Origin of the sequence: Arthrobacter sp. SLBN-53, assembly GCF_006715585.1 — a bacterium.
GTDB lineage: Bacteria > Actinomycetota > Actinomycetes > Mycobacteriales > Mycobacteriaceae > Mycobacterium > Mycobacterium neoaurum_A.
The window spans coordinates 4372101-4396731 of sequence record NZ_VFNN01000001.1 but is presented as its reverse complement, the minus strand read 5'-3'; the positions used below and the strand labels follow the sequence as shown (position 1 = coordinate 4396731).

Sequence of the window (24631 nt, the reverse complement as noted above, 5' to 3'; positions counted from 1 at the left end):
TCAGGCGCCCACTTCGGCGGGCGCAACAGCGGCCGGGGTGCGCGAACCCGATTGCACCCGGCCGAAAGTCATCGACTCCTCGATCCGGTCGAACCGGTGCTCAAAGGTGTCCAGCGCGTAGTTGTGCCGCACTTTCCACGGCCGGCGGGTACCCGACTTCGGCAGCGCATGCAGAGCGCGGGTCACATAGCCGGCCGCCAGGTCGAACGTCGGCTTCTCGGGCATGTCCACCGACCCAAGGTGCGGGTAGGCATGCGTGTAGCCCTTCTCGTCCATATAGGCGAGCAGCCTGGCCACCGCACGCGCGGTCATATCGGCCCGCAACGTCCACGAGGCGTTGGTGTAGCCGATACACCACGCCATGTTCGGGACGTCCTCGAGCAGATATTCCTTGTAGACGAATCGGTCGGTCGGATCGATGGGCGCACCGTCGATGCTGATCTGGATACCACCGAGTGCCAGGAGCTGCAGCCCGGTGGCGGTGACGATGATGTCGGCGTCGATGCGATCGCCGGACTTCAACACGATCCCGTCGGCGTCGACATGGTCGATGTGATCGGTCACCACATCGGCCCGGCCCGCGCTGATGTCGTCGAACAGATCACCGTCGCGCACCAGGCACATACGTTGGTCCCACGGGTTGTAGCGCGGCTTGAAATGCACGTCTACCGGGTAACCGCTCGGCAGCGCACTGATGGTGGTCTGCCGGATCAGCTTGCGTCCCAGCTTGGGCATGCTGCGGAAGAACACGTAGATGAAGTAGTGCATCCAGGCGTTGCGGAATCGCACCACCTGATGGGCGATCTTGCGCGGCAACATCCGCCGGACCGCCTCGGTGGGTTTGGGCACCGCGGGCATGGACATCATGTAAGTCGGCGAGCGCTGCAGCATCGTGACGTGACCCGCCGTGGCGGACAGCGCGGGCACCAGGCTGATGGCGGTGGCGCCACTGCCGATCACCACGATGCGCTTGTTGGCGTGGTCGAGATCCTCCGGCCAGAACTGCGGGTGCACGACCGTGCCGCCGAAGTTCTCGATGCCGGGGAACTCCGGGGTGTACGGCTCGTCGTAGTTGTAGTAGCCGGTGCCGAAGAACAGGAACCGGCATCGATACGTGGTCGCGGCGCCGTCGTGTTGGGCGTGTACCGTCCAGGTGTCGGTCGAGGAATCCCAGTCGGCCGAGGACACCTGCGTGCCGAACCGGATGTGCCGGTCGATACCGAGCTTTCGGGCCGTGGCGACCAGGTAGTCGCGGATGTCGGCGCCCTCGGCAACGTGGTCGCGACCGGTCCACGGCTCGTACGGGAAGCTCAGCGTGAAGATATCGCTATCGGAACGAATCCCCGGATAACGGAACAGGTCCCAGGTGCCGCCGATGCGTTCGCGCCGCTCCAGGATGGTGTAGCTCAGGTTCGGGTTGCGCTCGCGGATACGGTAGGCGGCGTTGATCCCGGAGATGCCCGCCCCGATGATCAGTACATCGCTGAACTCGGCTTCGTCAGCCTCGGCACGCTCGGCCATCGGACAACCTCCTCGTGGTCCTCTCCCGTACCAACCACCATAGGACCTCAGGTGCGCAATGCGTCAACGATCTGGGCCAACGAGTCTGTCTCGATGGGTCCCGGCTGGTAGATGCAGATCCGGTCGGAGATGCCCGCCACCCGGTCCCGGATGTGGTCGGCAATCTCGGTCGGAGTACCGCATGCCGCAATGGTGTGCAGCACCTCGTCATCGATCAGCGATCCCATCTCGGCCCATTTGCCCTGCTTGGACAGGGCATTGAGCTCGGGCTGCAAATCTCCCCAACCGTGGATGTCCAGGACGGGTCGGTAGGCCGGCGTCGATCCGTAGAACGCCAGCAACTGCCGGGTCGCGCGGTGGTCGTCGTCGGCGTCGGAGGCCACCGAGACGATGATCTCCGGGACCACGGCCAGATCCGCACGGGTGCGCCCGGCGGCGGCCAGACCCTTGTCGACCGCGGTCATGGTGACCTCGTGCAGAAACTTCTTGTTGCCGAAGGGCATCACCAGCAGCCCGTCGGCGTACTGGGCGGTGGCCCTGGTCAGCCGCGGCCCGAGCGCGCCGACATAGATCGGCGGAGGTCCGTACGGGTTGTCCCGCGGGGTGAAGGTCGGCGTCATCAGCGTGTGCCGGTAGAACTCGCCGCGGAAATCCAACCGCTCACCGGTCTGCCAGGTGCTGAAGATCGCGCGAAGCGCGCCGACGAGTTCGACCATCCGTTCCACCGGCCGGTCGAAGTCCGCACCGAATCGCTTCTCGATCTGCGTGCGGATCTGGGTGCCCAGTCCGAGGGTGAACCGCCCCTCGGTCAGGATCTGGTGATCGATGGCCTGATGGGCCAGGTGAATCGGATTGCGGGGAAAGGCGATTGCCACATTGGTCATCAGGTCCAGCCCACCGACCGTGGACGCCAGGGTCAGGGGGGCGAACACATCGTGGGGCCCCTCGAAGGTGAACACACCGCTGGCCCCGGCGTCGCGCAACTCGCGAGCGCGCTCGGCAGCTCCGGACAGTGCATGCAGTGCAGTCATCACCTTCACAGGCCGTCACACTAATGCGATTCCGATGCGAAATTGCAGGCAACGCCCACCTTGGCGCGCCGAGACGGCACACTGGGTGCCGTGACCGATGTGATCGTGGTGGGGGCGGGGTTTGCTGGTCTGTCGGCAGCGCGCGAGTTGACCGGACTCGGCCACGACGTGCTGGTGCTGGAGGGCCGCGACCGCGTCGGCGGGCGCTCCTACACCGCGACCGTGGCCGGGGTGTCGGTCGACCTTGGCGCCACCTTCGTCGGCCCCACCCAGGACGCCGTGCGGGAACTGGCCGCCGAACTGGGCTGTGCGACGGTGCCGACATACAGCCGCGGTAAGAACCTGATCCACTGGCACGGCACGGTGCGGTCCTACCGCAGCACCATCCCGAAACTGTCGCTGATCGAGCTTCTCGATGTCTCCCGTATCCAATGGCGCTTCGACCGGTTGTCCCGGCTCATCCCGGTCGCCGACACCTGGTCGGCGCCGGCTGCGGCCAGGCTGGACCAGAAGAGCCTGGAGGGCTGGCTGCGAGCCGTGCACGCAAGCGCCTCGACACGCAACCTGATGGCCATCATGTCCCGCGTCACCTGGGGCGCTGAGCCCGACGAGGTCTCCATGCTGCACGCCGTGCGCTATGTCAAGGCCGCCGGCGGGCTGGCCCGGATGCTCGACGTCAAGGGTGGTGCACAGCAGGACCACTTCCCGGCGGGCACCCAGCCGATCGCCGAGCGGATGGCCGCGGAACTGGGCGAACGCGTTCTGACATCAGCTCCGGTACAAGGCGTTTCACGCACGGAGAGCGGATACGTTGTCGAATCCGGGCGCGGCACGCATACCGCACGGGCGGTGATCATCGCGATTCCGCCCGCCCATCGCGGTGCGATCGACTTCGAGCCGGCACTGCCCGCCGGACATGCCGCGCTCATCCCGAACTGGCCGCAGGGCAATCTGAGCAAGGCGTACGCCGCCTACGAGACCCCGTTCTGGCGCACAGCCGGGTGCTCGGGTGAGTCACTGTCCGATGAGGGACCGGTGTTCATCACCTTCGATGTCAGCCCGGGCGACCGGGGTCCCGGCGTGCTGTTGGGTTTCGCCTCGGCACGCACATTCGACCCGCTCTCCCCCGCCGCGCGCCGCGAGCAGGCCCTGCGGTGCTTTGTGACGTTGTTCGGCGATGAGGCCGCCCGACCCATCGACTATCTCGACCATTGTTGGAGCGCCGAGCCGTTCGCACCGGGCGGTCCCACTGCGGCCGTGCCGCCGGGATCCTGGACCGCGCACGGTGCGCATCTGCGCACACCGGTCGGCGGGATCTTCTGGGCAGGCACCGAAACCGCCGACGAATGGACCGGCTTCCTCGACGGCGCGGTCCGCTCGGGCCGGCGCGCCGCCGCCGAGGCCACCACCTACCTCACGAGCATCACGAGCTGATGCGTTGCCCGCCGACGCCTTCGGCGAGTGAGCGCAGCCGGCGGTTCACCTCTGCCGGGCATTCCAGTATCGCGCAGTGTCCACCGGGCAGCTCGGCGAACTCGGCGAGCTGGGGAGCATTTTCGGCGATGTGCCGTGAGGCATTGATGGGCAACAACCGGTCCTGCGTGCTTCCGATGACCAAGGTCGGCACCACCAGATTCGACAACGAGATATGTTGCGCGCCAAGACCATCGACCAGCACCCTGGCCCATCCGCCGCGCCCGGCGGGTGGGGTGGTGGCGAACAGCCGGTACACCAGCTCGCCCACCTCCGGCTCGGCGGCGGCACCGACGGCCAGGTAGCCGACGAAACGCCTGTTGGCCCGGTCGGCGAGTTTCGGTACGGGGGTGGCGCCAAAAGTCTTGAGCAGGGAGCCCGCGGTCCGCACGCGGGTGGCGGCCAACGCGGCAGGCACCCTGGCCAGTTGGACATCGCGCAGCAGATCTCCGGTGCTGGTGTTGATCAGGGCCACGGCATCGGCGCACTGGGCGACGCGGCGCGGATAGCGTTGCGACCACGAGGTGATCGCGATCCCACCCATCGAGTGCCCGGCGATGACGGCGCGCTCGCCCGGTGCGAGCGCGGCATCGAGCACCGAGTCCAGGTCGGCAGCCAGGTGATTGAGGCTGTACCCGTTGCGCCGGCGCGGGGTCTCGCTGCGACCGTGCCCGCGGTGGTCGTAGGCGATGACGCGGTAATCACCGGCCAGGTCGGCTATCTGATGTGCCCACACCTCGATGGCGCAGGTGATCCCGTGTGCCAACACGATCGGATAGCCGTCATCGGGACCGAACACCTGGGCGTGCAGGCGGGTTCCGTCGGCCGAGCGCACCGTCAGCGGGCGTCCCTGGGGAAGGTCGGGCAGCGTCACGGTGGCTCCAATCCTCGGCATCGTTGCCTGAGCCGGGAGCGTAGCCCCCGTCTCGGTGGGTACTGACGGTTACGTGACCAGTACCGGTTTGACGACGGTTGCGGACCTGGCAGCCGACCAGGCGGATGCGAAGTCGTCGAACGCGAACGTGCTCACCAGCGCCTGCAGCGGCAACCTGCCCTCGTGATACCAGCGGGCGAGCTGCGGGATGAAGACCTGCGGGTCGCTGTCCCCCTCGACCACCCCGCGCACCGTCAGACCCTTGCCCATGATCAGTGTCACCGGCAGCTCCGCGGTCGGCGCGCCCAGACCGACGAGGGCCAAGGTGCCGCGCGCGGCGAGCACCCCGACCGCTGCGGCGATCACCTCCGGTCGGGCCGTGGTGTCGACCGCACCGGCGACTCCCCCGGTCATCCGGATGATCTCGGCGGCGGCATCGGTGGACGTCGGGTCGATGGTCGCGGTGGCGCCGAGTTCGACGGCCAGTGCCCGGCGCTCGGCTACCGGGTCGACGGCGATGATCGTCTCGGCGCCCGCGATCCGCGCACCCATGACCGCGGACAGCCCGACCGCGCCCGCGCCGAACACCACCACACTCGGCGCGCCGCCAAGGACGTTGAGCACCGCGCCGACACCGGTCTGCACACTGCAGCCCAGCGGGGCGGCCAGGGCCGGGTCCATGCCTGCGGGCAACGCCACGGTATTGCGGCTGCCCGCGATCGCGTGGGACGCGAAACTGGACTGACCGAAGAACCCCGCGGTGATGGGGGCCCCGTCCAGCCGCAGTGGGCTCGTCTCGTCGCGGCGGCTCCCGCGCATGTTGAGGTTGGTGGACTGATCGCAATAGGCGGGCCGATCGGCCACACAGTTGCCGCACCGGCCACAGCTGGCGAAGGTCAGCACCACCTGCTCACCGGGGCGCGCCGTGGCCTGCGGACCGGTGGCGAGCACGGTGCCCGCACCCTCGTGACCGAACACCATCGGGGTCTTGGTGCACCAGGACGCCATGGTGATATCGGTGTGGCAGATGCCGACGGCATCGATGCGCACCAACACCTCGTCGCCCACCGGATCGCGGAGTTCGATATCGGTGAGCTGCGGTTCCTGGCCCGGTTCCAGAAGCACCGCGGCACGTGCCTTGATCACTTGACGCATGTTAAATGGTCAGTCATGCGCGCAATACAGATACCCCGACTGGACGGGCCCGAGGCCGCCGAACTGGTCGAGATCGCCGAACCGGATTCCGACGGGGTGGTGATCGACGTGCACGCCGCGGGCGTGGCGTTTCCCGACGCATTGCAGACCCGCGGGCTCTACCAGCACAAGGCGGAGCTGCCCTACATTCCCGGCGCCGAGGTCGCCGGCGTGGTGCGCAGCGCTCCGCAGGGGTCCGGGTTCGGCGCCGGGGATCGGGTGGCCGGACTGTGCATGCTCACCGGTGGGATGGCCGAGGTGGTGACGTTGCCGCCGGACCGGGTGTTCGCGCTGCCGGACAACGTGAGCTTCGAGGCCGGCGCCGGCATCCTGTTCAACGATCTGACGGTGCATTGCGCCCTGCGCACGAGGGGCAGACTCGCCGAGGGCGAGACAGTGCTGGTGCACGGTGCCGCCGGCGGGATCGGCACCTCGGCGCTGCGGCTGGCGCCCGCGTTCGGCGCCGCGCGCACCATCGCGGTCGTCAGCACCGAGGCCAAGGGCGATATCGCCCGTGCCGCCGGGGCGACCGATGTGGTGCTGGTCGACGGCTTCAAAGACGCGGTAAAGGAACTCACCGGCGGCCGTGGGGTCGATATCGTCCTCGACCCGGTCGGCGGTGACCGGTTCACCGACTCGTTGCGGTCGCTGGCCCCGGCCGGCCGACTGCTGGTGGTCGGCTTCACCGGCGGTGAGATTCCCACGGTCCGGGTGAACAGGTTGCTACTCAACAACGTCGACACCATCGGGGTCGGCTGGGGCGCCTGGGCGACAACACATCCCGGTTATCTGGCCGAGCAGTGGACCGAATTGGCACCGTTGTTGGCCTCCGGAGCGATCAGCGCTCCCGCACCCGTGGTGTTCCCCTTCGAACAGGCCGGCGCGGCGATCGCCTCGCTGGAGAACCGGACCGCCGTCGGCAAGGTGGTACTCAAAGTCCGTTGACGCGTCATCCGTTCACGCGTCGACCATTCGGGATGGGCAGGATAAGTCGGGACCGTGTGCCGATCTCATGGGTGGTGGGTACCAATCGCGATGCCGTCCATACCGGTTCGCCGGTGCCCGGGTTGCGGGCGAACCGCGGATACGAGCCGCCGGCAATGGACAGCCGGATCCGCGACCCCGCCGCGAACCGGTGTGCGATCGGGTCGAGATCCAGCCTGAGCACCCCGCTGTCGGCGGGGGTCCGGGTGGCATAGCCGTCGCTGACATTGCGGGAACGGCCGTCGGCTCCGACCTCACTGATCCGCACCGCGACATCACACCAGCCGGTGTCGGTGCGATGGTCCAACTCGACCGAGGGAGTGCCGATCACCTCCACGGGTCGGTCGAGCATCGGCCCGGTGAAGGTGATGACGTCATTGCGGGCCGCCAGCGCAGAATCCTCGCGGTAGCCCCGTGGTGCGAACAACAACCTGCCCCCGATGGTCGGCGTCGGGTCGGCCGGGTCGTAGACGAACCGGGCGGGCGGCCCGTCCACCGGCTGCGGTGTCAGCGCGGCCCGCGGACCCAGCCACCACACTTGCTCTTCGGACGGCGGCGGCCAGGATGACAGGTCACGCCAGCCGTCTCCGGTGACGAAGACCCGCACACCGTCGAACCGCGCACCGGCCAACCAGCCCAACGATTCTCGTAAGACGTCCCCGCCGCCGTCCCCGTGGGTCCAAGGGCCGACGATCAGCGTCGGGCCGGCACCACCGTCACGGAGTCGGCGGTACTGTTCGACGGTCTGGGTGAGGAAGACGTCCTGCCAGCCGCTCACCAACAGCACCGGGGTGCGGGTGCGCTGCAATGCGCGGCCGAGCCGGGCGGGCCGCCAGTACGGATCGGAGACATCCGGGGTGCGTAGCCACGACTCATGCCACGGCGCACGATCCTTCAGGATCTTCGCACCGGCGTCGCGCAGCGGTACGGTCTGCAAGGGTCGGCGCAACCGGCGCGGCATCGTCAGCATCCGGATGATGGTGCGCAGCGTCCCGCCGTCTTCCTGGGTGGCGACCTGATAGCTCCAGGTCAGAAAGTCCGCGAGCGCGAATGAACCGGTGCCCCAGCCGGATTCGGCGAAATCATGTGGAGCCATGCCGATCACCGAGGTGTCCAGCTCCGGGGGCGGGTCCACCAGCAGCGCCCACTGGGTGTAGCCGAGATAGGAGGACCCGACGGTGAACAGTCGCCCACCGAACCAGGGCCGGCCGCGCAGCCAGGTCAACGTGTCCGCCGCATCATCGGACTCCGCATACCCGGGGTGGAAGTCGCCCCCGGAGCCGAAAGTCCCTCGGACACTTTGCATCACCACCTGATATCCGCGCTCGGCGTAGACCGCGGCGGTTACCGTGGCGGGAAGGTTGGCGCGACCGTAGGGAGTGCGGATCAGCACCGTGCCCGCGGGTTCTGCACCGGGGACGAGGGGGGCGTAGACGTCGGTCAGCAGGTCGACACCGTCACGCATGCGGACCGCGATGTCGCGGTCCACCCGGTAGCCGGTGGTCGCCCGCGCCAGCCGCCATCGCGCACTCACCAGGCGGGTGGCCAACCGTACGAGTGGATCGGGTGAGGTGGGTCGAGTGGAAGGCATCACCGACCATTCTGTCCGAATCTGTGTCCGAATCGTCGCCATAATCGTTGGTCGTGGCCACGATCAGTGACTACCGTCGGGGTATGCGCAGCAGTCTGTCCCGTGGAGCACTCGCCGTATCCGTGGCGGGGGCGGCCGCACTGCTGGGCGCGCCCGCGGCCGGCGCCGACGAGAACACCGAGCGCGCATACCTCAACGCGCTGCACAATGCCGGCATCATCCCCGGCTTCTACACCCCCGCCACCGCCCTGGCCAGCGGCCACAAACTGTGCACCACCATGGACGGCGGGGTCGACCAACTCGACGTCGTCGACGTGGTGATCAACGCGGACAAGGTTCCCGAGAACGTGGCGACGTTCATGGTCGGTACCGCGACCATCGCGTTCTGCCCGTGGAACTCACTGAGCGGTTAGGTCATCACAGTCGGGTCGCGGTGACCTCGAGTCCGCGCTTGACCTCGAGCCGTCGCAGCTTGCCCGATGATGTGCGCGGCAGGGTCCCTGGTTTGACGAACACCACCTCGGCGGGCACGACACCGCAGCCCGAGGCCACCTCTTTCATGAGCTCGGCTCGAGCGCCGGCCTCATCGGGACCGCGGAACTCGGCGGTGACCACCAGCCCGGGACGCACCGAACCTTCGCCGATGCCGACCGCCACCACTGCGCCCTCCCGCACGCCCGGCACCCGGGCGGCGATCCGCTCGACCTCGGCGGGAAAGATGTTGCGCCCGGCCATCGTGATGATCTCCTTGGCCCGCCCGCAGACCACCAGCCCGCCGTCGACCAGGTAACCCAGATCGCCGGTGCGAAACCATTCGTCGGCAGGGTGCGGGTGTTCGCCGAGGTAACCGGACATCATCGAGGTGCCCCGGATGGCGACTTCGCCGACCTGCCTGCCGGCGACCTCGGCGGCGACCCCGTCGGAGGGTTCGATGCGCATCTCCATACCCTCGATCGGCGTGCCGAGCACCGCGTGTCTGCGCACCGCGCTGCCCTGCTCGGTGGTGAAGGTGGTCTCGTCGATGCGCAACCCCTGCCCAGGAACGGGAACCGTTACCGCACAAGTGGATTCGGCCAGACCGTAGGACGGCGAAAGGGCTCCTGCGGAGAATCCGAAGCGGGCCATCTCGACGGCGAACCGCTCGGTGAGCTCGCAGTCGACGGGCTCGCCGCCGTTGAGGGCGAACCGCACCGCGGACAGGTCGACATCGGTGACGCGGCGGGAGTACTTGCCGATCATGCCGTAGGCCATGTTGGGCGCCGCGGTCAGCGAGGCCCGGCTCTCCGACAGCCAGTTCAGCCACCGGAACGGTGAGGCCTGAAACGCCGCTGTCGGCGCCTGCCATACCTCGGTGCCCGCCAAGGCTCCGGCGAGCAGGAAGCTCAGACCCATATCGTGGTAGAGCGGTAGCCACGAACACCCCACATCGTCGGGCTGCAGACCGATCCGCTTGCCGAGACCGCTGAGATTGGCCAATACCGCAGCGGGTGGCAGCTGCACGGTCTTCGGCGCGCCCGTCGAGCCCGCGGTTCCCTGCAGGATCGCGGTCGATGCCTCGGCGTCGGGCTCGGCAATGGTGCCCGGCCTGCCCGCGCGTGCCAGGTCCGCGAGTCCGACGACGGGCGGCACCTGCCCTGCGGTGCAGATCTGCTCCAGGTATGCGCCCTGGCTGGCCACCAGTTGCACACCGATGCCGCGGAACCGCTCCTGGGTCGCCTGTGCCCACTGGGTGGCATCGGCGCCGCGGATGGGTCCGGGCAGGATCGACACGGCGGCGCCGGCGTAGAGGGCGCCGATGATGGTCGAGACGAGTTCGACGGTCGGCGCACCGACCAGTCCCACCCGGCGGATGTCCTGGTCGAGCAGCCGCTCGGCGACGGTGCCCGCCCTGGCATGGATCTCCTGCCAAGGATGGCGCGACCATTGCTTGTCGGCGAGCAGGACGAGATCGCGGGGACTGCGGGACAGGGTGTCTGCCAACGCTGTGGCAAGCACGTTCACCGCGAACTCCGACAGCCGCTCGACATGGTGGCGACGTGCGCAGTGCGCATCCTGATGCGATCCATGACCGGAAACTATATGACCTTTGCCAAAATCGGGCCCCTACGCTGACGCCGACGACAATTGAGCCTCTATGGCCTGGTGACCGCACCCGATGCGACGTGGACAGACACCGGATTCATGCCGATCCGGTGGCTGAGCGACCTCTCAGCAATGGCAGAAACCGCGCGTGTTGCAAAGGACAGCGCGCCGTCAGTTCCCTGGCTCACCGGGGGTGGGCGCACCCGGCAGCGCGGGAGCGCCGGGCGGCGGGGGCGCCGGCGCCGACTCGGTCGGCGGATTGCAGATCTGATCGAGCTTGGTGTTCTGCTCGTCGGCGTCCTTGAGTCGCTGCTGCTGCGCGGGATCATTGGTCGGAATCTCGGCGATCGCCGCAGCGCCGACGTCCATCAGTGTGTTGCCGAAGTCGCGAGCGGCATCGGCGAGCTCATCGGGGGTGGCGGGCTCGACTCGGTTGAGCAAAAACTGTCCGCCGCCGAGCAGAGCGAGTCGCGCATTGGCCGCGACGGCTATCGCCGCGCCGAAGTTGCCCTGGTTGGCCGCGGGTTGTTGCATTGCACTGCTGTTGGCGACGCCGACACTGACGAGGGCGAAAGCGTCACAGACCTGCGCCTGCGACTGCGCGCGCTGCTCCTCGGTGAACGTTTCGGCCACGGGCGCGGCAGCAGCGGCGGGGCCGCTGTTGACCGGATTGCGCCACATGTAGGCCGATGCCCCGAGTGTGGCGATGGCGACGAGCATCGCACTGACCGCGATGACCGCGGGCCCGCGGGTAGATCCGGTCTCGTCGTCTGAGTCGTCGCCGTCTGAATCATCATCGGAGGCCGAGGTGCCGGCCGCCTTGCGGGCGGCCTTCTCGCCGGACGCTTTCTCGCCGTCGGTCTCGTCGACTCCGACGCTGTCGACTTCGGTGCTGTCGACTTCGGTGCTGTCGGCTTCGGTGTCGTTGACCTCGGATTCGTTATCGTCTGGCACGCCGGCAATCCTAGCAACGGGGCGCACCCCGACCCACGTCGCTCATGAGTGCATCACCGGCCGCGTAGCGCGCTGTCCAGGGCAGATATCAGCTGTGCCACTCGGCTGGAAGCCGACGTATGCGGCGGGTATCTGCGCAGCACTTCGACAAGGACGGGTCCGGCACGTCGGCGGGCCGACCGAGTACCTGTGCCGCAGCAAAGGGACCATCGACGATCTCGGCGATCCGCGCGGCGTTCGCGTCCGCCCGCAGGATGTGGCCGAACCTGATGCGCCTTAACGAGCCAGCTCGGCGTGCTCCAGGAACACCGGCATGGTCGCCGGCATCTGCCAGTGCAACCGCTGCAGGCGCCGGGCGAGCTCGGGACCCGGCGCGACGACAGCGGGCCCCTCGCTCGGCGGGGGCGGCAGCACCCCGAGAATGCCCGCCATGTCCACCTCGATGAAGTGAAGTCTCCGTAGGGTCACTTGGGGTCCGCGCCGGCCGCCGGGAACCGGCCGGCGGCCAACCGGTCGGCACACTCATACGGCGACGGCCAGCGGATCTCGATGCCGCGCAGAACGGCACGCAGCTGAGGCGCCGTCACCTCGCGCATCCGGTACCGCCAGGGCTGCAGCACGGCGTGTCGCAGGAAGCGAGCCAGCACGAAGTACATCTCGACATGTCGCCCGGCGAGCTCGTCAACAGCCTCGGTCTCGAACGCTCCAGCACCGAACCAGCCGCGTCCGTCGAGGGCGACGTGTTCGCCGGGTAGCACCACAGTGCGCGCATCACATCTCCTCCCGTCGTCGTGCCGTCGAGCATGGAAACCCAATACCTGTCATTTGACAGAAACATGGGCCACCCGTTGTTAACAGTCCCCGAATCATCGGTTACATCGACGCAACCACGACAGCGCGCTCGCCACGAAAACTGTCATCTGACAGAAAGTCCGCACCGACGGACTCCCGACTGCGCGAGAGTGATCAGTGAGCACCTCTGTGTCGAGCACATCCGAAACGGCCACCACCGCCGGCGCCAGGGCCCATGCGCGGGCCCAACACGGCACGACCGCCGAGTTCATGCGCCATCAGCCGGCATCGGCTTCACCCACGGTGCCCATTGGCGTGGCCGCCACCGACCTGGTCTGGTCGGAAACCGTTGCCCCCGGCGGATATACCAGCGCGGTGCTGGCCCGCGGCACCCGCATCCGGCTGACCGACACCGACGGCGACGCCTGCGCACATCTGCTGTTGCACCGCTCCGACGCACCACATGAGCGGCTCAATGTCGCCGATACGGTGAAGGTGCCCTGGCAGGCATACCTCGGATCGGGGCATCCGCTGCTCAGCGGCTTCGGGCGCGTGCTGGCCACACTCATCGACGACACATCCGGACGGCACGATGCATTGACCGGAACATCAACCCGTGCAGGCAATCTGGAGCGATACGGCGCATCGTCTCCGGAGTCCGGCTCCCCCGCCGGCCGCGATCTGTTCACCCTCGCCGCGCTCAAGCACGGACTGGACCGCCGCGACCTGCCTCCCTCGGTGTCCTTCTTCCAAGGCGTTCGGGTCGACGGTGCCGGCTCGCTGCGGTGGCTCGGGTCCGCCGGCGCCGACACCACGGTGGACCTGTTGCTGCACGTGGACACGATCATCCTGCTTGCCAACACCGCCCACCCGTTGGACCCGCGAGGACAGTTCACCTGCTCACCACTGCAGGTGCACGCCTGGCGCGCCACGGCTGACCTGGATCGTCTGGTCAGTGGAGAACTGTTGGGGCCGTTGGGCCCCGAGCACGCTCAGGCCATCGCCAACACCGACGCCGACCTCACCGCAAGGGGGCAGCTGTGACCACTGTCGAGATTCCCGCTCTGATCCCCGGGACCGTCGTGCTCGACGAGCACGTCGCCGCCCGCGCCTCATGGTCGGCGGTGGTCGGTGCCGGTGATGTCCTGACGATCGTCGATCTGGCCGGTAATCAGGCCGTCGACTGCCTGCTGTACTCGGCCGCCGATACCGGAGTCCGGTACTCGGCACCGGAAACCATTCGGCGCCAGGGCCGTATCACGCTGACCACCGGATCGGTACTGCGGGCCGACACCGGTGCTGCGCTGATGACCGTCGTCGCCGACGAGGTCGGGGTGCACGACACCCTGGGGGGCGCCTGCTCGAAGGAGTCCAACACGCTGCGCTACGGACAGCACACCCGCGCCCAGCACGGTTGCCTGGACAATTTCCTGCTCGAAGGCTCCCGGCACGGGCTCGACGCTCGAGATATGGCCAGCAACATCAACTGGTTCATGAATGTGCCGGTGGATCCCGACGGTGCGCTCGGGATCGTCGACGGACTGTCCGGTCCCGGCAAGCGCGTCGCGCTGCGCGCCGAGATCGACACCCTGGTGCTGGTGTCGAACTGTCCACAGATCAACAACCCCTGCAATGCATTCGATCCGACACCGGTCCGGATGATCGTCACCCGCCCCCGGGCGAGCGAAGCGACGGGGATCAATCCGGGAGGCCGGCCATGAATCACACCGTCCTGATCGCCAACCGCGGTGAGATCGCGGTGCGACTGCTCAAGGCCGCAAGGATCCTGGGCATGCGCACCGTCGCCGTGTTCTCCGACGCCGACCGGGGCGCACCGCATGTCAGGCTGGCCGATCGGGCCGTTCGGATCGGTCCCGCCGCACCACGCGACAGTTACCTGCGCACCGACGCCATCCTCGACGCCGCCGCGGCAACCGGCACCTCCATCGTGCACCCGGGTTACGGATTCCTCTCCGAAGATGCCGATTTCGCGGCCGCCGTGGAGCACGCCGGCATCTGCTTCGCAGGGCCGAGCCCCGCACAGTTGCGTGAATTCGGCACCAAACACACCGCGCGGGCGGCGGCCCGCGCCGCCGGAGTCCCCATCTTTGCCGGTTCGGATCTGCTCGCAGATCTCGACGCCGCGGTCTCCGCCGCCGAAGGCATCGGCTATCCGGTGATGCTCAAGGCCACCGGTGGCGGAGGAGGCATCGGTATGCAGGTGTGCCGCCATGCCGACGATCTGCGCACGGCCTATCAGCGGGTGGTCGCGCAGGCAGAGCGCAGCTTCGGTTCCGCCGGGGTATTCGTCGAACGCTACGTCGAGAACGCCCGGCACGTCGAGGTGCAGATCTTCGGTGACGGCACCGGAAGGGTGCTGTCCCTGGGTGACCGGGACTGTTCGCTGCAACGCAGGCATCAGAAGGTCATCGAGGAGGCCCCTGCACCCGCCCTGCCCGATACCGTGCGGGAGCAATTGCACGCAACCTCGCGTGCGTTGGCCGCCTCGGTGGGCTACCGCTCCGCGGGCACCGTCGAGTTCGTCTACGACGCCGCCCGGCGGGAGGCGTCGTTCCTGGAGGTGAACGCCCGTCTACAGGTGGAACATCCGGTGACCGAGGCTGTCACCGGTGTCGACCTCGCAGGCTGGATGCTGCGGTTGGCCACCGGCGACACGGCGATGTTCGACGAGTACCCGGCCGGTACCGTCGCCGTCACCGGGCACGCCGTCGAGGCGCGGATCTACGCAGAGGACCCCACCCGCGACTATCGGCCCAGCACCGGCATCATCACGAAAGTCGAATTCCCCGAACCGGTCCGGCACCCCCATGTCCGGGTCGACGGCTGGATCGCCGACGGCACCGAGGTCACCGCCTCCTACGACCCGCTGCTGGCCAAGGTGATCACCGTCGCCGACGACCGCGACACCGCGCTCGACCGGCTCGACGAGGCGCTGGCCGAGACCGTATTGCACGGTATCGAGGTCAATACCGGCATGCTCGGCGCCGCCATCGCCCACCCGGATGTGCGCGCGGCACGGCACAGCACCGCCACGCTGGCCGACGTGCACGATCCGCGGCCCCGGATCACCGTGGAGCGGCCCGGCCTGCTGACCACCGTGCAGGATGTGCCGGGCCGAGTCGGCCTGTGGCAGGTGGGTGTACCGCCGAGCGGTCCGATGGACGACCTGTCCTTCCGGCTCGGCAATCGCGCGCTGGGAAACCCCGAGCGGGCCGCGGGCCTTGAGTGCACCGCGTCCGGTCCGGCGCTGCGGTTCAGCCACCCCACGACGGTGTGCGTCACCGGGGCCGAATGTCTGGTCACCGTCGACGGTGTGCCCGCGCCGATGTGGGAACCGATCGATATCCCCGCCGATGGCGTGCTGGACATCGGCGCCGCCGAGACCCTCGGGCTGCGCACCTATGTGCTGCTGGCCGGCGGGCTGGACGTGCCCGGTTATCTGGGTAGCGCCGCCACCTTCACCCTCGGCCGCTTCGGCGGGCACGGCGGGCGTGAGCTGCACGCCGGTGATGTGCTGCGCGTCCACCGCGTCGCCGTCGATTCCGCGGCCCCGGTTCCGCCGGAATGTCGCCCCGTATTCGCCCGCGAGTGGGAGTTGGCCGTCACCGAGGGGCCGCACGGAGCCCCGGAGTTCTTCACCCGCAACGACATCGACACCCTGTTCGACGCGTCGTACCGCGTGCACTTCAACTCGGCGCGCACCGGGGTGCGACTGGAGGGTCCGAAACCGCAGTGGGCTCGCCCCGATGGCGGCGAGGCCGGCCTGCATCCGTCCAACATCCACGACAACGCGTACTCGGTGGGCGCGCTGGACTTCACCGGGGACACCCCGATCCTGCTCGGTCCGGACGGGCCGAGCCTGGGCGGATTCGTCTGCCCCGTCACGGTGATCGCCGCGCAACGCTGGAAGCTCGGACAACTGCGCCCGGGTGACACGGTCCGGTTCGTGCCGGTACGCGCGGCGGATGCGCCGTCGCGCGCCGACCTGAGCCCGCGCCGGATCGCCGCCCCCGCACGGCGCGGCGACGGGGACGACGGCGTGCTGGCCCGCCGCCCGGGTGTCGCCGGTGCACCCGCGGTGACCTACCGGCGCAGTGGTGACGACAATGTGCTCGTCGAATACGGCGATATCGTCCTGGATCTCGCGTTGCGGGCCCGGGTACACGCCCTGCACACCCGGCTGGACCGCAGCTGTGCCGGCATCCTGGACCTGACGCCGGGCATCCGGTCACTGCAGGTGCATGTCGATCCCGACGTGCTGCCGATCACACGGCTCTTGGGTCTGCTGTCCGAGATCGAGGACGAGCTGCCGGCCTCCGCGGAACTGGTCGTGCCCAGCCGCCGGATCCGGTTACCGCTCAGCTGGGATGACCCCGCGACCCGGGAGGCGATCGCCAGGTACACCTCGGGTGTGCGCGACGACGCGCCCTGGTGCCCGTCGAATATCGAATTCATCCGTCGCATCAACGGATTGGACTGCCAGGCCGATGTCTACGACACGGTCTTCGCCGCCGAGTACCTGACACTGGGACTGGGTGATGTCTACCTGGGCGCACCGGTGGCCACCCCGCTGGATCCGCGACACCGGTTGGTCACCACGAAGTACAACCCGGCCCGCACCTGGACCGCGGAGAACTCCGTCGGTATCGGAGGCGCCTACCTGTGCATCTACGGGATGGAGGGCCCGGGTGGCTACCAGTTCGTCGGGCGCACCACCCAGGTCTGGAGCCGTTACCGGCACACCGCGCCGTACGAACCGGGCAGCCCATGGCTGCTGCGGTTCTTCGACAGGATCTCCTGGTACCCGGTGTCGGCGGAGGAACTACTGGAGCTGCGCGCCGACATGGCCGCCGGGCGAGGCGATGTCGACATCACCGAGGGCACCTTCTCACTCGCCGAACACGATCGCTTCCTGGCCGACAATGCCACCGATATCGCCGCATTCCGTGACCGGCAGGCCGCGGCATTCGCCGCGGAACGCACGGCATGGGAGCGGGCCGGTGAGTTCGACCGTGCCGAGCGGGCCGCCGCCAATGCCCCGGTGTCCACCGACGAGATCGTGCTCAACGACGGCGATCACCGCATCGACGCACCATTCTCCTCGAGTGTGTGGAAGGTCGACGTCGCCGTCGGCGAGCAGGTCGTCAGCGGCCAACCGCTGTTGGCGCTGGAAGCGATGAAGATGGAGACGGTGCTGCGCGCACCGTCGGACGGTGTGGTGACCCAGATCCTGGTCTCCGCGGGACATCTGGTCGATCCCGGTACCCCACTGGTGGTCGTCGGCACCGGAGCAGGAGCAGGAGCATGAGCATGAGCGCGGTCGAACGGGTTCGTGCCGCCTACGCTGCCATCGCCGCGTCACATCGACCGGAGATCTGGATCACGCTGCGGCCGTTGGACGATGCACTGGTCGACGCCCGGGCCGTGGATGACGCCGAATCAGGCCTGCCGTTGGCCGGTCTGGTGGCCGCGGTCAAGAACAACATCGACGTCACCGGCATCCCGACGACGGCGGGTTGCCCGAGCTATGCCGACGGGCCGGCGGACACCGATGCCACCGCGGTGGCCAGGTTGCGTGCGGCGGGGGCGGTCGTCATCGGCGCCACCAATCTGGACCAGTTCGCCACCGGCCTGGTCGGCACCCGCAGCCCCTATGGGCCGGTGCGTGATTCCCGCCGACCCGAATACATCTCGGGCGGCTCCAGTTCCGGTTCCGCGGTGGCCGTCGCCCTCAGCCTGGTCGACATCGCGCTGGCTACCGATACGGCGGGATCCGGTCGGGTTCCGGCCTCCCTACAGGGCATCGTGGGCATCAAACCCACCTTGGGTGTGGTGCCCACCGACGGTGTGGTGCCCGCCTGCCGGTCCTATGACTGTGTGACGGTGTTCGCGAGGGATCTCGACACCGCCGATGCCGCCATGGCAGTGATCGCCGGCGGAGCAAGGGAATTCCCGCCGGATGCGCGACTGGCCGCGCCGCCGACGCCCCGCGTCGCTGTGCCCCGGGAGCTGCCCGGACTGTCGGGAGAATGGGCACGGTTGTTCCACTCCGCCTGCACCGAGCTCACCTCACGCGGTGTCGAACTCGTCGATATCGACCTCGCGCCCTTCCTGGCCGCGGCACGACTGCTCTATGACGGCGGCCTGGTCGCCGAACGGCACGAGGCGGTCGGGACGTTCGTCGAATCTCACCGCGACTCACCCGATCTCGACCCGACCGTGGCCGGAATCATCGGGTCCGCGGGCACGGTGCCGGCCACCACGCTGTTACGGGACCGGGTGCGGTTGGCCGAACTCACCGCCGTCGCGATGGCCCAACTCGGCGACTGCGATGCCCTGCTGGTGCCCACCACCACCGGCCACCCGACGATCGCCGAGGTGACCGCCGATCCGGTGGCGGTCAATTCACGGATGGGCGTCTACACAAACTTCTGCAACCTGCTGGACATGTGTGCCGTCGCTGTGCCCGCCGGAACCGATTCGTCGGGAGCCCAATTCGGGGTGAGTGTGGTGGCCCGCGCAGGCGCCGATGCGGTGGCCCTCGACATCGCACGCCTGCTCACCGGCGCACCCCCGACCGCGGATGCCTGGCCGGCGCGGGCCGGACTGGACACCACCACGCTGCTGGTGGTGGGCGCCCATCTGCGCGGCCAACCACTGGCCTGGCAACTCGACGACCGCGGTGCCCGCTGGATCGGGCCCGCACGCACCGCACCGCACTACCGGATGGCCCGACTGGACACCGAGCCGCCCAAACCCGGACTGGTCCGGGTCGCCCCCGGTGCGGGCACGACGATCGCCGGCGAGCTGTGGTCGATCAGCACCGCCATGCTCGGCGACTTCCTTGCCGCACTGCCCGCGCCGATGTCGCTCGGGCGCGTCGAGCTCGCCGACGGCAGCGAGGTCGTCGGGTTCGGGTGCAGTCTGCAGGCGTGGGAATCCGGCACCGACATCACCCACCACGGCGATTGGCCCGGCTATCTACGTCGAGTACGCCCCGGGACCGCGGTCAGCCGGTCCGACCTGATGCACCGCTGCTGGCGACGCACGGCGATCGCCTTGCCCGACAACGCGATCGACACCACCACCGAGGTGCACTGGTTACAGGCCGGCGAGCTCTACATCGACCTGCGCACCCCGGCTGACATGCCGGCGGTCACCGGTACCTCGTCGGACACTCTCACCCGGGATGACCTGGTGAGCATGTGCCGCCGACAGGCGTTTGCGGGTCGGCTCACCGAGGACGACGGGGTGTGGACCTGGCACCGGGAGATCGATCTGCATCCTGCGGAGGATCTGCCGGACCGAGGGCGATTGAATATGGTTGATCAGGTCCTGATCGAGACCGGCGTCGGCCGCGACTACCACGAGGACTGGGTCGCCGACGGGCCCGCCACCGACAGCGTCGAATTGCGGCTGCGTGACGCCTCCGGCCGGCTCGGCATGCTGCTGCGGGTCGGTGACCGGTTCGGGTTCGTCCGTGGTCGCGACGCCGACCTGGACGCCGACGTACTGGCCGACGCCGTCGCCGCAACCGACCTGGCGGAGGCCCGGTCGCTGCTGGACATCGAGGTCTCGTTGGGAATCGTCGACGAAGCCGGCTGGCACATCACCCGTTCGACGCTTCCGTTCCGGGTCGGTGACGACCTGGCACCCGATCTCGGCGCAACCGAAGTCACCACCGCCGAACGCGATTGTTCCGGTGCGGCCATGCGGCGCCGTTGGACCGTCGTGGCCCTCGACCGCTCCGATGACCTACTCCCCCTATAGCCCCCTATAGCCCCCTGAGGAACGATATGACCGCCGATTTCACCGAGGTGCCGGTGCTCGATATCGCTGCGCTGCTCGACGAGGACCACCCCGGTTATGCCAGTGCGGTCGCCGATCTGGGTGACGCCGCCCGACGGGTCGGGTTCGCCCAGATCATCGGTCACGGAATCAGTTCCGCACTGTTCGATGATCTGCTCACCGCCACCCAGGCCTTCTTCGCCCTGCCCGAGCAGGAGAAACTCAAGGTTCACATCGGCCACTCGAGCAATCATCGGGGGTACGTACCGCCCGGTGAAGAGGTGTTCGCCGCGGGCACCGTCGATACCAAGGAGGCCTTCGACCTGTCCGTCGATCTGCCCGGTGACGATCCGCACTATCTGGCGGGCCACCCGCTGTTGGGGCCCAACCAGTGGCCCGAGCTACCCGGATTCCGGGAGGCAGTGACCGCCTGGTACGACGCGGTTTTCGCGTTGTCGCGCCGGTTGCTGCGCGCCTTCGCGGTCGCACTGGGCGAGCCGGCCGATCGGTTCGACAGGCATGTCACCGCCCCGCCGTCACAACTGCGGTTGATCCACTACCCGTTCGACCCGGCCGCGGCCGACCGGCCGGGTATCGGCGCACACACCGACTACGAATGTTTCACGCTTCTCCGGCCGACGGCGCCCGGTCTGGAAGTTCTCAACGCCGCCGGAACGTGGATCGACGTGCCGCTGATCGAGGATGCGTTCGTCCTCAACATCGGTGATCTGCTGGAGATTTGGAGCAACGGGGAGTTCATCGCCACGACCCACCGCGTCCGCAAGGTGGCCGAGGAGCGTTACTCCTTTCCGCTGTTCGTCAACGTCGACGACGACACCGAAGTGGCGCCGCTACCGACCCTCGCGGTCGACGGCAAACCCGCACGCACCCCGGTCATCGCCGGTGAGCACCTGTTCGCACAGACCGCCCAAAGCTTCCGCTATCTGCAGGAGCGGCTCGCCCGAGGGGAGGTGACACTGCCCGAGGGCGCCCATCCGCCGGCGACATTCGGCCGCAAGGCACTCACCAGCCTCTGACCCACCTGCACCGCACCCCGAAGCTGTCCCGGCAACGTCGCCGAACCACAAACCCCTACTCCCTCTTGGAGTTCGCCATGATCATTGCCGGCGTCGCCGTCTTCCTGCTCATCCTCACCGTCAGCGGTGTCATCTCCGCCCGTCGTGTGCGCGGCGATTGTTCGAACTATCTGGTCGCCGGTCGGGCCCTGCCCGCGGTTCTGGTGACCGCCGTGCTCATCGCACAGCCCGTCGACTCCAACGCCACCATCGGCAATGCCGATCTTTCAGCAGCTTTCGGATTCTGGGCCGGCGCCGCGCTACCCATCGGGCTGGCCATCTGCCTGCTGCTGATGGGCCTGTTCTTCGCCAAGCGCATGCGCGCTGCCGATGTGGTGACACTGCCCGAGTACTTCCGTAACCGCTTCGGTCGCAGTACCGAGGTCGCGTCGTCATTCCTCACCATCGCCAGCTTCATCATCCTGCTCGCGGGAAATCTGGTCGCGGTCGGCTTCCTGCTGGAGCGCTTCCTCGGTGTCTCGTATGCCTACGCCATCCTCCTCACCATTCCGCTGGCGCTGCTGTACACCATCAGCGGTGGCATGTTCGCCTCGGTCTATACCGGTGTCGCGTGCGTCATCGTCAATGTCATCGGCGTTGCCGCACTGGTGACCTGGGTGGCCACCACACACGGTTTCAGCGCTCCCGACGGCATGGGTGCCGGTGATCTCGAGCAGCTGACCTCCAGCGATTCCGGTGCGGTGATCAACTGGGCCACCATCATCGCGCTGGGCCTGGGCAACCTGGTGGCGATCGACCTGATGCAGCGCGTGTTCTCTGCCCGCACACCGGGCGGTGCGCAGAAGGCATGTTTCGCCGCGGCCGCCGGACTGCTGATGCTCTGCATCCCATTGTCATTCGTAGCGTTGGCAGCCGTGAGCATCGTGGGTGACAGCGCCGCGGACGGTCCGATCCTGTACACGCTGCTCGGCGGTTACGCACCGGCCTGGCTGGCGATCATCGTCATTTCAGGCCTGTTGGCCGCGACGTTGACCACCATCAGCGGAATTCTGCTGTCCACCGCGGCAGTGCTGATCCGCAACATCCTGCGTATCGATGCCGAGGCGGTCACGATGACACCGCGGGTGCTGACCGCCACCCGCTGGGCCACCCTGCCCATGGCGGTACTGGCCGGCATCGTCGCCCTGCGGGTGCCGCAGACCGGCATCCTGCTGACGCTGGCCTTCGACCTACTGCTGGCCAGCCTGGTGGTTCCGTTCATCCTCGGCCTGTACTGGTCGCGCGGCGGCGCCACGGCGGCCTGGGCGGCCATCGTGGTCGGCATCGGTGTGCGGATGACGTTCTTCGTACTCACCCCGACCATCTACGGGGTCGACAACACGCTGTTCTACATCCCCAACGATCTGGTGACCGCCACGGCCGACGGTTGGAGCACGTTGCTGGCCGGGGCTGCGTCGTTGGCGGCCTACCTGGTCGCGGCGTCGTTCACGACGGTCCGTACGACCGTCAACACCCTGCAGACCGAACCGGCACCCGCGCCCGAGGTGTTGACGGCGGCCCGGTCCTGACCCGGGACACGTCGGCGGTGGCGCACGTGTCGCGCCTGTCGGACTGGCAGGATCGACACGTGCGCACCACCTCAAGCGGCCGCCCCCGATTGGAGGAACGCAAGCGTCCCGGCCAGACCGCCAGAGATGAGGTACTGGACGCGGCCGCCGAACTGTTCACCACCTCAGGGGTGGCCGCGACCTCGACGCGTCAGATCGCCGAGGCCGTCGGGATCCGGCAGGCGTCGCTGTATCACCACTTCCGCACCAAGAACGACATCCTGGCCGCACTGCTGAGCGGCACCGTGTTGTCATCGCTGCGGGCGGCCGAACAGCTGAGCGACCGCACCGAGCCACCGGTGGTGTTGTTGCATGCGCTCAGCCTGCTGGACTGCCGCCTGCTGTGGGACAGCCCGTGGAACCTGGGCATCCTCTATCTGCTGCCCGAGGTGCGTGATCCGCACTTCGATGAGTTCCACCGGCAACGAACCGAATTGCGTCGCGCCTACCGGGAGCTGTCGACGCGGGTGATCGCCGATATCGAGCCGGCCGACGGCGCCCTGGATGTCAGCGCCGACGCCGATACCGTGTTCCGACTGGTCGAGAGCCTGCCGAACCTACGTGCCGACGGGATGGGCGAGCCCGATCAGCCGAACCGGACAGCCGATCTGGCGGTGCACCTGCTGGGCTGGCGGGGTGACTGGGACGGGCTGCGGACCGCGTCGCGATTGGTGGTGGGCGAGGTGACGGCGCCGACCTCGCCGTAAACACGTTGGCTTCGGCGGGATTGTCGCGTTGAATGCGCGCATGCGCCCGATCGAGGATTGGCCATCACTGTCCCCTGAATACGACCTGGCGGACGAACTGTTCGGTGCGACAGGTCGCCGGCATGTGTCGGCGTGGCTCGCCGAGGAACTGGCCCGCACCTGTGATGAGGCCTTCGCCCGCTCGTTCTCCGACCATATCGATCTACCCGGGGTGTCCTCGTCGGATTACCTGCAGCGCGTGATCCGCACCGAGCGGGGAGACCTGTTGGGCGGGATCAGGTTTCGTGGGCGAAACATCGACAGGCCGTTCGTCGAGATCATCGCGCACACCTTCGACGACGTCGACGACCTGGCGCGCTGCGTGGCGGCGGAATGGTCGGAGTTCGCGCCGAAGGCACTGCGATTGCGCACCCGGCCCGGGGTCCTCGCCGGACCCGGCATCGTCGTGGACCAGACCGTGCACGCCGCGCGGTGCAGGGATCTGGGAGAGCCGGACCACCGGATTGGGCTGACTCCCTTCGCGCGTGCCGAGGACGCCGTCGACCTGGTACAAACCCGCTACCGCACGCTCATTCCCTCACTGGCCCAAAATGTGACCGCTGCCGATGCCGAGGATCTGCACGCCTGGCATGCCGCCGGACAGTTACACGCGATCACCGTCGCCGATATGGCGGTCGGCGTGTTCGCCGTCCGACCGGGCCGCATCTACTGGATCCCCGGAGCCGAGATCCACGAGGAGGTGGTGGACACCGCTCATGCCGGCAATCATTACGCCAGCCACGCACAGCGCAGGTGGGCTGCCGATATCAGCGCCGACGTCGATGAGTATCTGATCGGCACAATCGACGGGCTGAACATCGCGTCACGCCGCACCGCCGAGTACGCGGGACGGAAGCGGGTGCTCGACCTTGCCTTCATCGCACTTACGCCAATCCGCAAAAGCGGATGATCTATGCTTCTCTAACCGCATAAACG

At 68.1% G+C, this 24631-nt stretch carries 20 protein-coding genes; 11 read left to right on the top strand and 9 right to left on the bottom strand.

What is annotated here, in order from left to right; all coding sequences use genetic code 11:
* Together FBY28_RS21095 and FBY28_RS21090 are read right to left on the bottom strand one after the other, a co-directional pair.
* Nucleotides 1-1521 (bottom strand): flavin-containing monooxygenase, encoded by a 1521-nt coding sequence (locus FBY28_RS21095; protein WP_141869223.1) that lies wholly within the window; start codon nt 1519-1521, stop codon nt 1-3.
* Nucleotides 1522-1568: 47 nt separating this feature from the next.
* Nucleotides 1569-2552 carry a TIGR03617 family F420-dependent LLM class oxidoreductase gene (locus FBY28_RS21090; RefSeq protein ID WP_174241698.1) on the bottom strand — a complete coding sequence of 328 codons (984 nt, stop codon included), beginning with the start codon at nt 2550-2552 and terminating at the stop codon, nt 1569-1571.
* A 90-nt stretch (nt 2553-2642) separates the two neighbouring features.
* On the opposite strand from FBY28_RS21090, the gene FBY28_RS21085 reads away from it, so the two are divergent.
* Nucleotides 2643-3986, top strand: coding sequence for a flavin monoamine oxidase family protein (locus FBY28_RS21085; RefSeq protein WP_174241697.1), 1344 nt, complete (start codon nt 2643-2645; stop codon nt 3984-3986).
* On the opposite strand, the gene FBY28_RS21080 is transcribed toward FBY28_RS21085, so the two are convergent.
* The gene (locus FBY28_RS21080) at nt 3976-4899 is read right to left on the bottom strand and encodes an alpha/beta fold hydrolase (protein WP_141869220.1); all 924 of its coding nucleotides are present in this window, start codon (nt 4897-4899) and stop codon (nt 3976-3978) included. The two genes, FBY28_RS21085 and FBY28_RS21080, sit on opposite strands and share 11 nt — an antisense overlap.
* A gap of 69 nt (nt 4900-4968) precedes the next feature.
* Nucleotides 4969-6045, bottom strand: coding sequence for an NAD(P)-dependent alcohol dehydrogenase (locus FBY28_RS21075; RefSeq protein ID WP_141869219.1), 1077 nt, complete (start codon nt 6043-6045; stop codon nt 4969-4971).
* A gap of 24 nt (nt 6046-6069) precedes the next feature.
* Here FBY28_RS21075 and FBY28_RS21070 point away from each other — a divergent pair, with 24 nt between their 5' ends.
* Entirely contained in the window at nt 6070-7038 is a 969-nt protein-coding gene (locus FBY28_RS21070; protein ID WP_141869218.1) for an NADPH:quinone oxidoreductase family protein, read from the top strand.
* Between the two features lie 4 nt (nt 7039-7042).
* Here the strand turns inward: FBY28_RS21070 and FBY28_RS21065 are convergent, their stop codons facing one another.
* Nucleotides 7043-8668: a CocE/NonD family hydrolase gene (locus tag FBY28_RS21065; RefSeq protein ID WP_141869217.1), complete on the bottom strand. Its 1626-nt coding sequence runs from the start codon at nt 8666-8668 to the stop codon at nt 7043-7045.
* A gap of 83 nt (nt 8669-8751) precedes the next feature.
* Here FBY28_RS21065 and FBY28_RS21060 point away from each other — a divergent pair, with 83 nt between their 5' ends.
* Nucleotides 8752-9081, top strand: a complete 330-nt coding sequence (locus FBY28_RS21060; RefSeq protein WP_141869216.1) for a DUF732 domain-containing protein — start codon at nt 8752-8754, stop codon at nt 9079-9081.
* Between the two features lie 4 nt (nt 9082-9085).
* Here FBY28_RS21060 and mbtM read toward each other — a convergent pair whose 3' ends face one another.
* From mbtM to FBY28_RS21040, 4 genes are all read right to left on the bottom strand, one after another.
* Complete coding sequence (gene mbtM / locus FBY28_RS21055) at nt 9086-10669, bottom strand: long-chain-fatty acid--ACP ligase MbtM (RefSeq protein ID WP_141869215.1); 1584 nt, start codon at nt 10667-10669, stop codon at nt 9086-9088.
* A 252-nt stretch (nt 10670-10921) separates the two neighbouring features.
* Complete coding sequence (locus FBY28_RS21050; protein ID WP_141869214.1) at nt 10922-11704, bottom strand: hypothetical protein; 783 nt, start codon at nt 11702-11704, stop codon at nt 10922-10924.
* Between the two features lie 276 nt (nt 11705-11980).
* Nucleotides 11981-12136: a hypothetical protein gene (locus FBY28_RS25805; RefSeq protein WP_160145517.1), complete on the bottom strand. Its 156-nt coding sequence runs from the start codon at nt 12134-12136 to the stop codon at nt 11981-11983.
* Nucleotides 12137-12168: 32 nt separating this feature from the next.
* Entirely contained in the window at nt 12169-12465 is a 297-nt protein-coding gene (locus FBY28_RS21040; protein WP_141869213.1) for a hypothetical protein, read from the bottom strand.
* Nucleotides 12466-12685: 220 nt separating this feature from the next.
* Here FBY28_RS21040 and FBY28_RS21035 point away from each other — a divergent pair, with 220 nt between their 5' ends.
* The 8 genes from FBY28_RS21035 (at nt 12686) to FBY28_RS21000 (ending at nt 24605) form a co-directional block, all read left to right on the top strand.
* On the top strand, nt 12686-13540 hold the full coding sequence (locus FBY28_RS21035) for an urea amidolyase associated protein UAAP1 (RefSeq protein ID WP_286178333.1): 855 nt from the start codon (nt 12686-12688) through the stop codon (nt 13538-13540).
* On the top strand, nt 13537-14217 hold the full coding sequence (locus FBY28_RS21030; RefSeq protein ID WP_141869211.1) for an urea amidolyase associated protein UAAP2: 681 nt from the start codon (nt 13537-13539) through the stop codon (nt 14215-14217). The genes FBY28_RS21035 and FBY28_RS21030 overlap by 4 nt, the downstream gene beginning before the upstream one ends.
* Nucleotides 14214-17825, top strand: coding sequence for an urea carboxylase (gene uca, locus FBY28_RS21025; protein WP_141869210.1), 3612 nt, complete (start codon nt 14214-14216; stop codon nt 17823-17825). Before FBY28_RS21030 ends, uca begins: the two co-directional genes overlap by 4 nt.
* Nucleotides 17822-20287 (top strand): allophanate hydrolase, encoded by a 2466-nt coding sequence (atzF, locus tag FBY28_RS21020; protein WP_141869209.1) that lies wholly within the window; start codon nt 17822-17824, stop codon nt 20285-20287. Before uca ends, atzF begins: the two co-directional genes overlap by 4 nt.
* A 26-nt stretch (nt 20288-20313) precedes the next feature.
* Nucleotides 20314-21342, top strand: coding sequence for an isopenicillin N synthase family dioxygenase (locus FBY28_RS21015; RefSeq protein WP_141869208.1), 1029 nt, complete (start codon nt 20314-20316; stop codon nt 21340-21342).
* A 77-nt stretch (nt 21343-21419) separates the two neighbouring features.
* On the top strand, nt 21420-22910 hold the full coding sequence (locus tag FBY28_RS21010; protein ID WP_141869207.1) for a sodium:solute symporter family transporter: 1491 nt from the start codon (nt 21420-21422) through the stop codon (nt 22908-22910).
* 59 nt (nt 22911-22969) lie between these two features.
* Entirely contained in the window at nt 22970-23656 is a 687-nt protein-coding gene (locus FBY28_RS21005) for a TetR/AcrR family transcriptional regulator (protein ID WP_141869206.1), read from the top strand.
* Between the two features lie 40 nt (nt 23657-23696).
* Entirely contained in the window at nt 23697-24605 is a 909-nt protein-coding gene (locus FBY28_RS21000; protein WP_141869205.1) for a hypothetical protein, read from the top strand.
* The last annotated feature ends 26 nt before the right edge of the window (nt 24606-24631 follow it).

What these genes read in the sequence shown, in the direction of transcription:
- FBY28_RS21095 (WP_141869223.1), bottom strand. Translation starts at nt 1,521, where the DNA reads ATGGCCGAGCGTGCCGAGGCTGACGAAGCCGAGTTCAGCGATGTACTG.
- FBY28_RS21090 (WP_174241698.1), bottom strand. Translation starts at nt 2,552, where the DNA reads ATGACTGCACTGCATGCACTGTCCGGAGCTGCCGAGCGCGCTCGCGAG.
- FBY28_RS21070 (WP_141869218.1), top strand. Translation starts at nt 6,070, where the DNA reads ATGCGCGCAATACAGATACCCCGACTGGACGGGCCCGAGGCCGCCGAA.
- FBY28_RS21065 (WP_141869217.1), bottom strand. Translation starts at nt 8,668, where the DNA reads ATGCCTTCCACTCGACCCACCTCACCCGATCCACTCGTACGGTTGGCC.
- FBY28_RS21060 (WP_141869216.1), top strand. Translation starts at nt 8,752, where the DNA reads ATGCGCAGCAGTCTGTCCCGTGGAGCACTCGCCGTATCCGTGGCGGGG.
- FBY28_RS25805 (WP_160145517.1), bottom strand. Translation starts at nt 12,136, where the DNA reads ATGGCGGGCATTCTCGGGGTGCTGCCGCCCCCGCCGAGCGAGGGGCCC.
- uca (WP_141869210.1), top strand. Translation starts at nt 14,214, where the DNA reads ATGAATCACACCGTCCTGATCGCCAACCGCGGTGAGATCGCGGTGCGA.
- atzF (WP_141869209.1), top strand. Translation starts at nt 17,822, where the DNA reads ATGAGCATGAGCGCGGTCGAACGGGTTCGTGCCGCCTACGCTGCCATC.
- FBY28_RS21015 (WP_141869208.1), top strand. Translation starts at nt 20,314, where the DNA reads ATGACCGCCGATTTCACCGAGGTGCCGGTGCTCGATATCGCTGCGCTG.
- FBY28_RS21010 (WP_141869207.1), top strand. Translation starts at nt 21,420, where the DNA reads ATGATCATTGCCGGCGTCGCCGTCTTCCTGCTCATCCTCACCGTCAGC.
- FBY28_RS21000 (WP_141869205.1), top strand. Translation starts at nt 23,697, where the DNA reads ATGCGCCCGATCGAGGATTGGCCATCACTGTCCCCTGAATACGACCTG.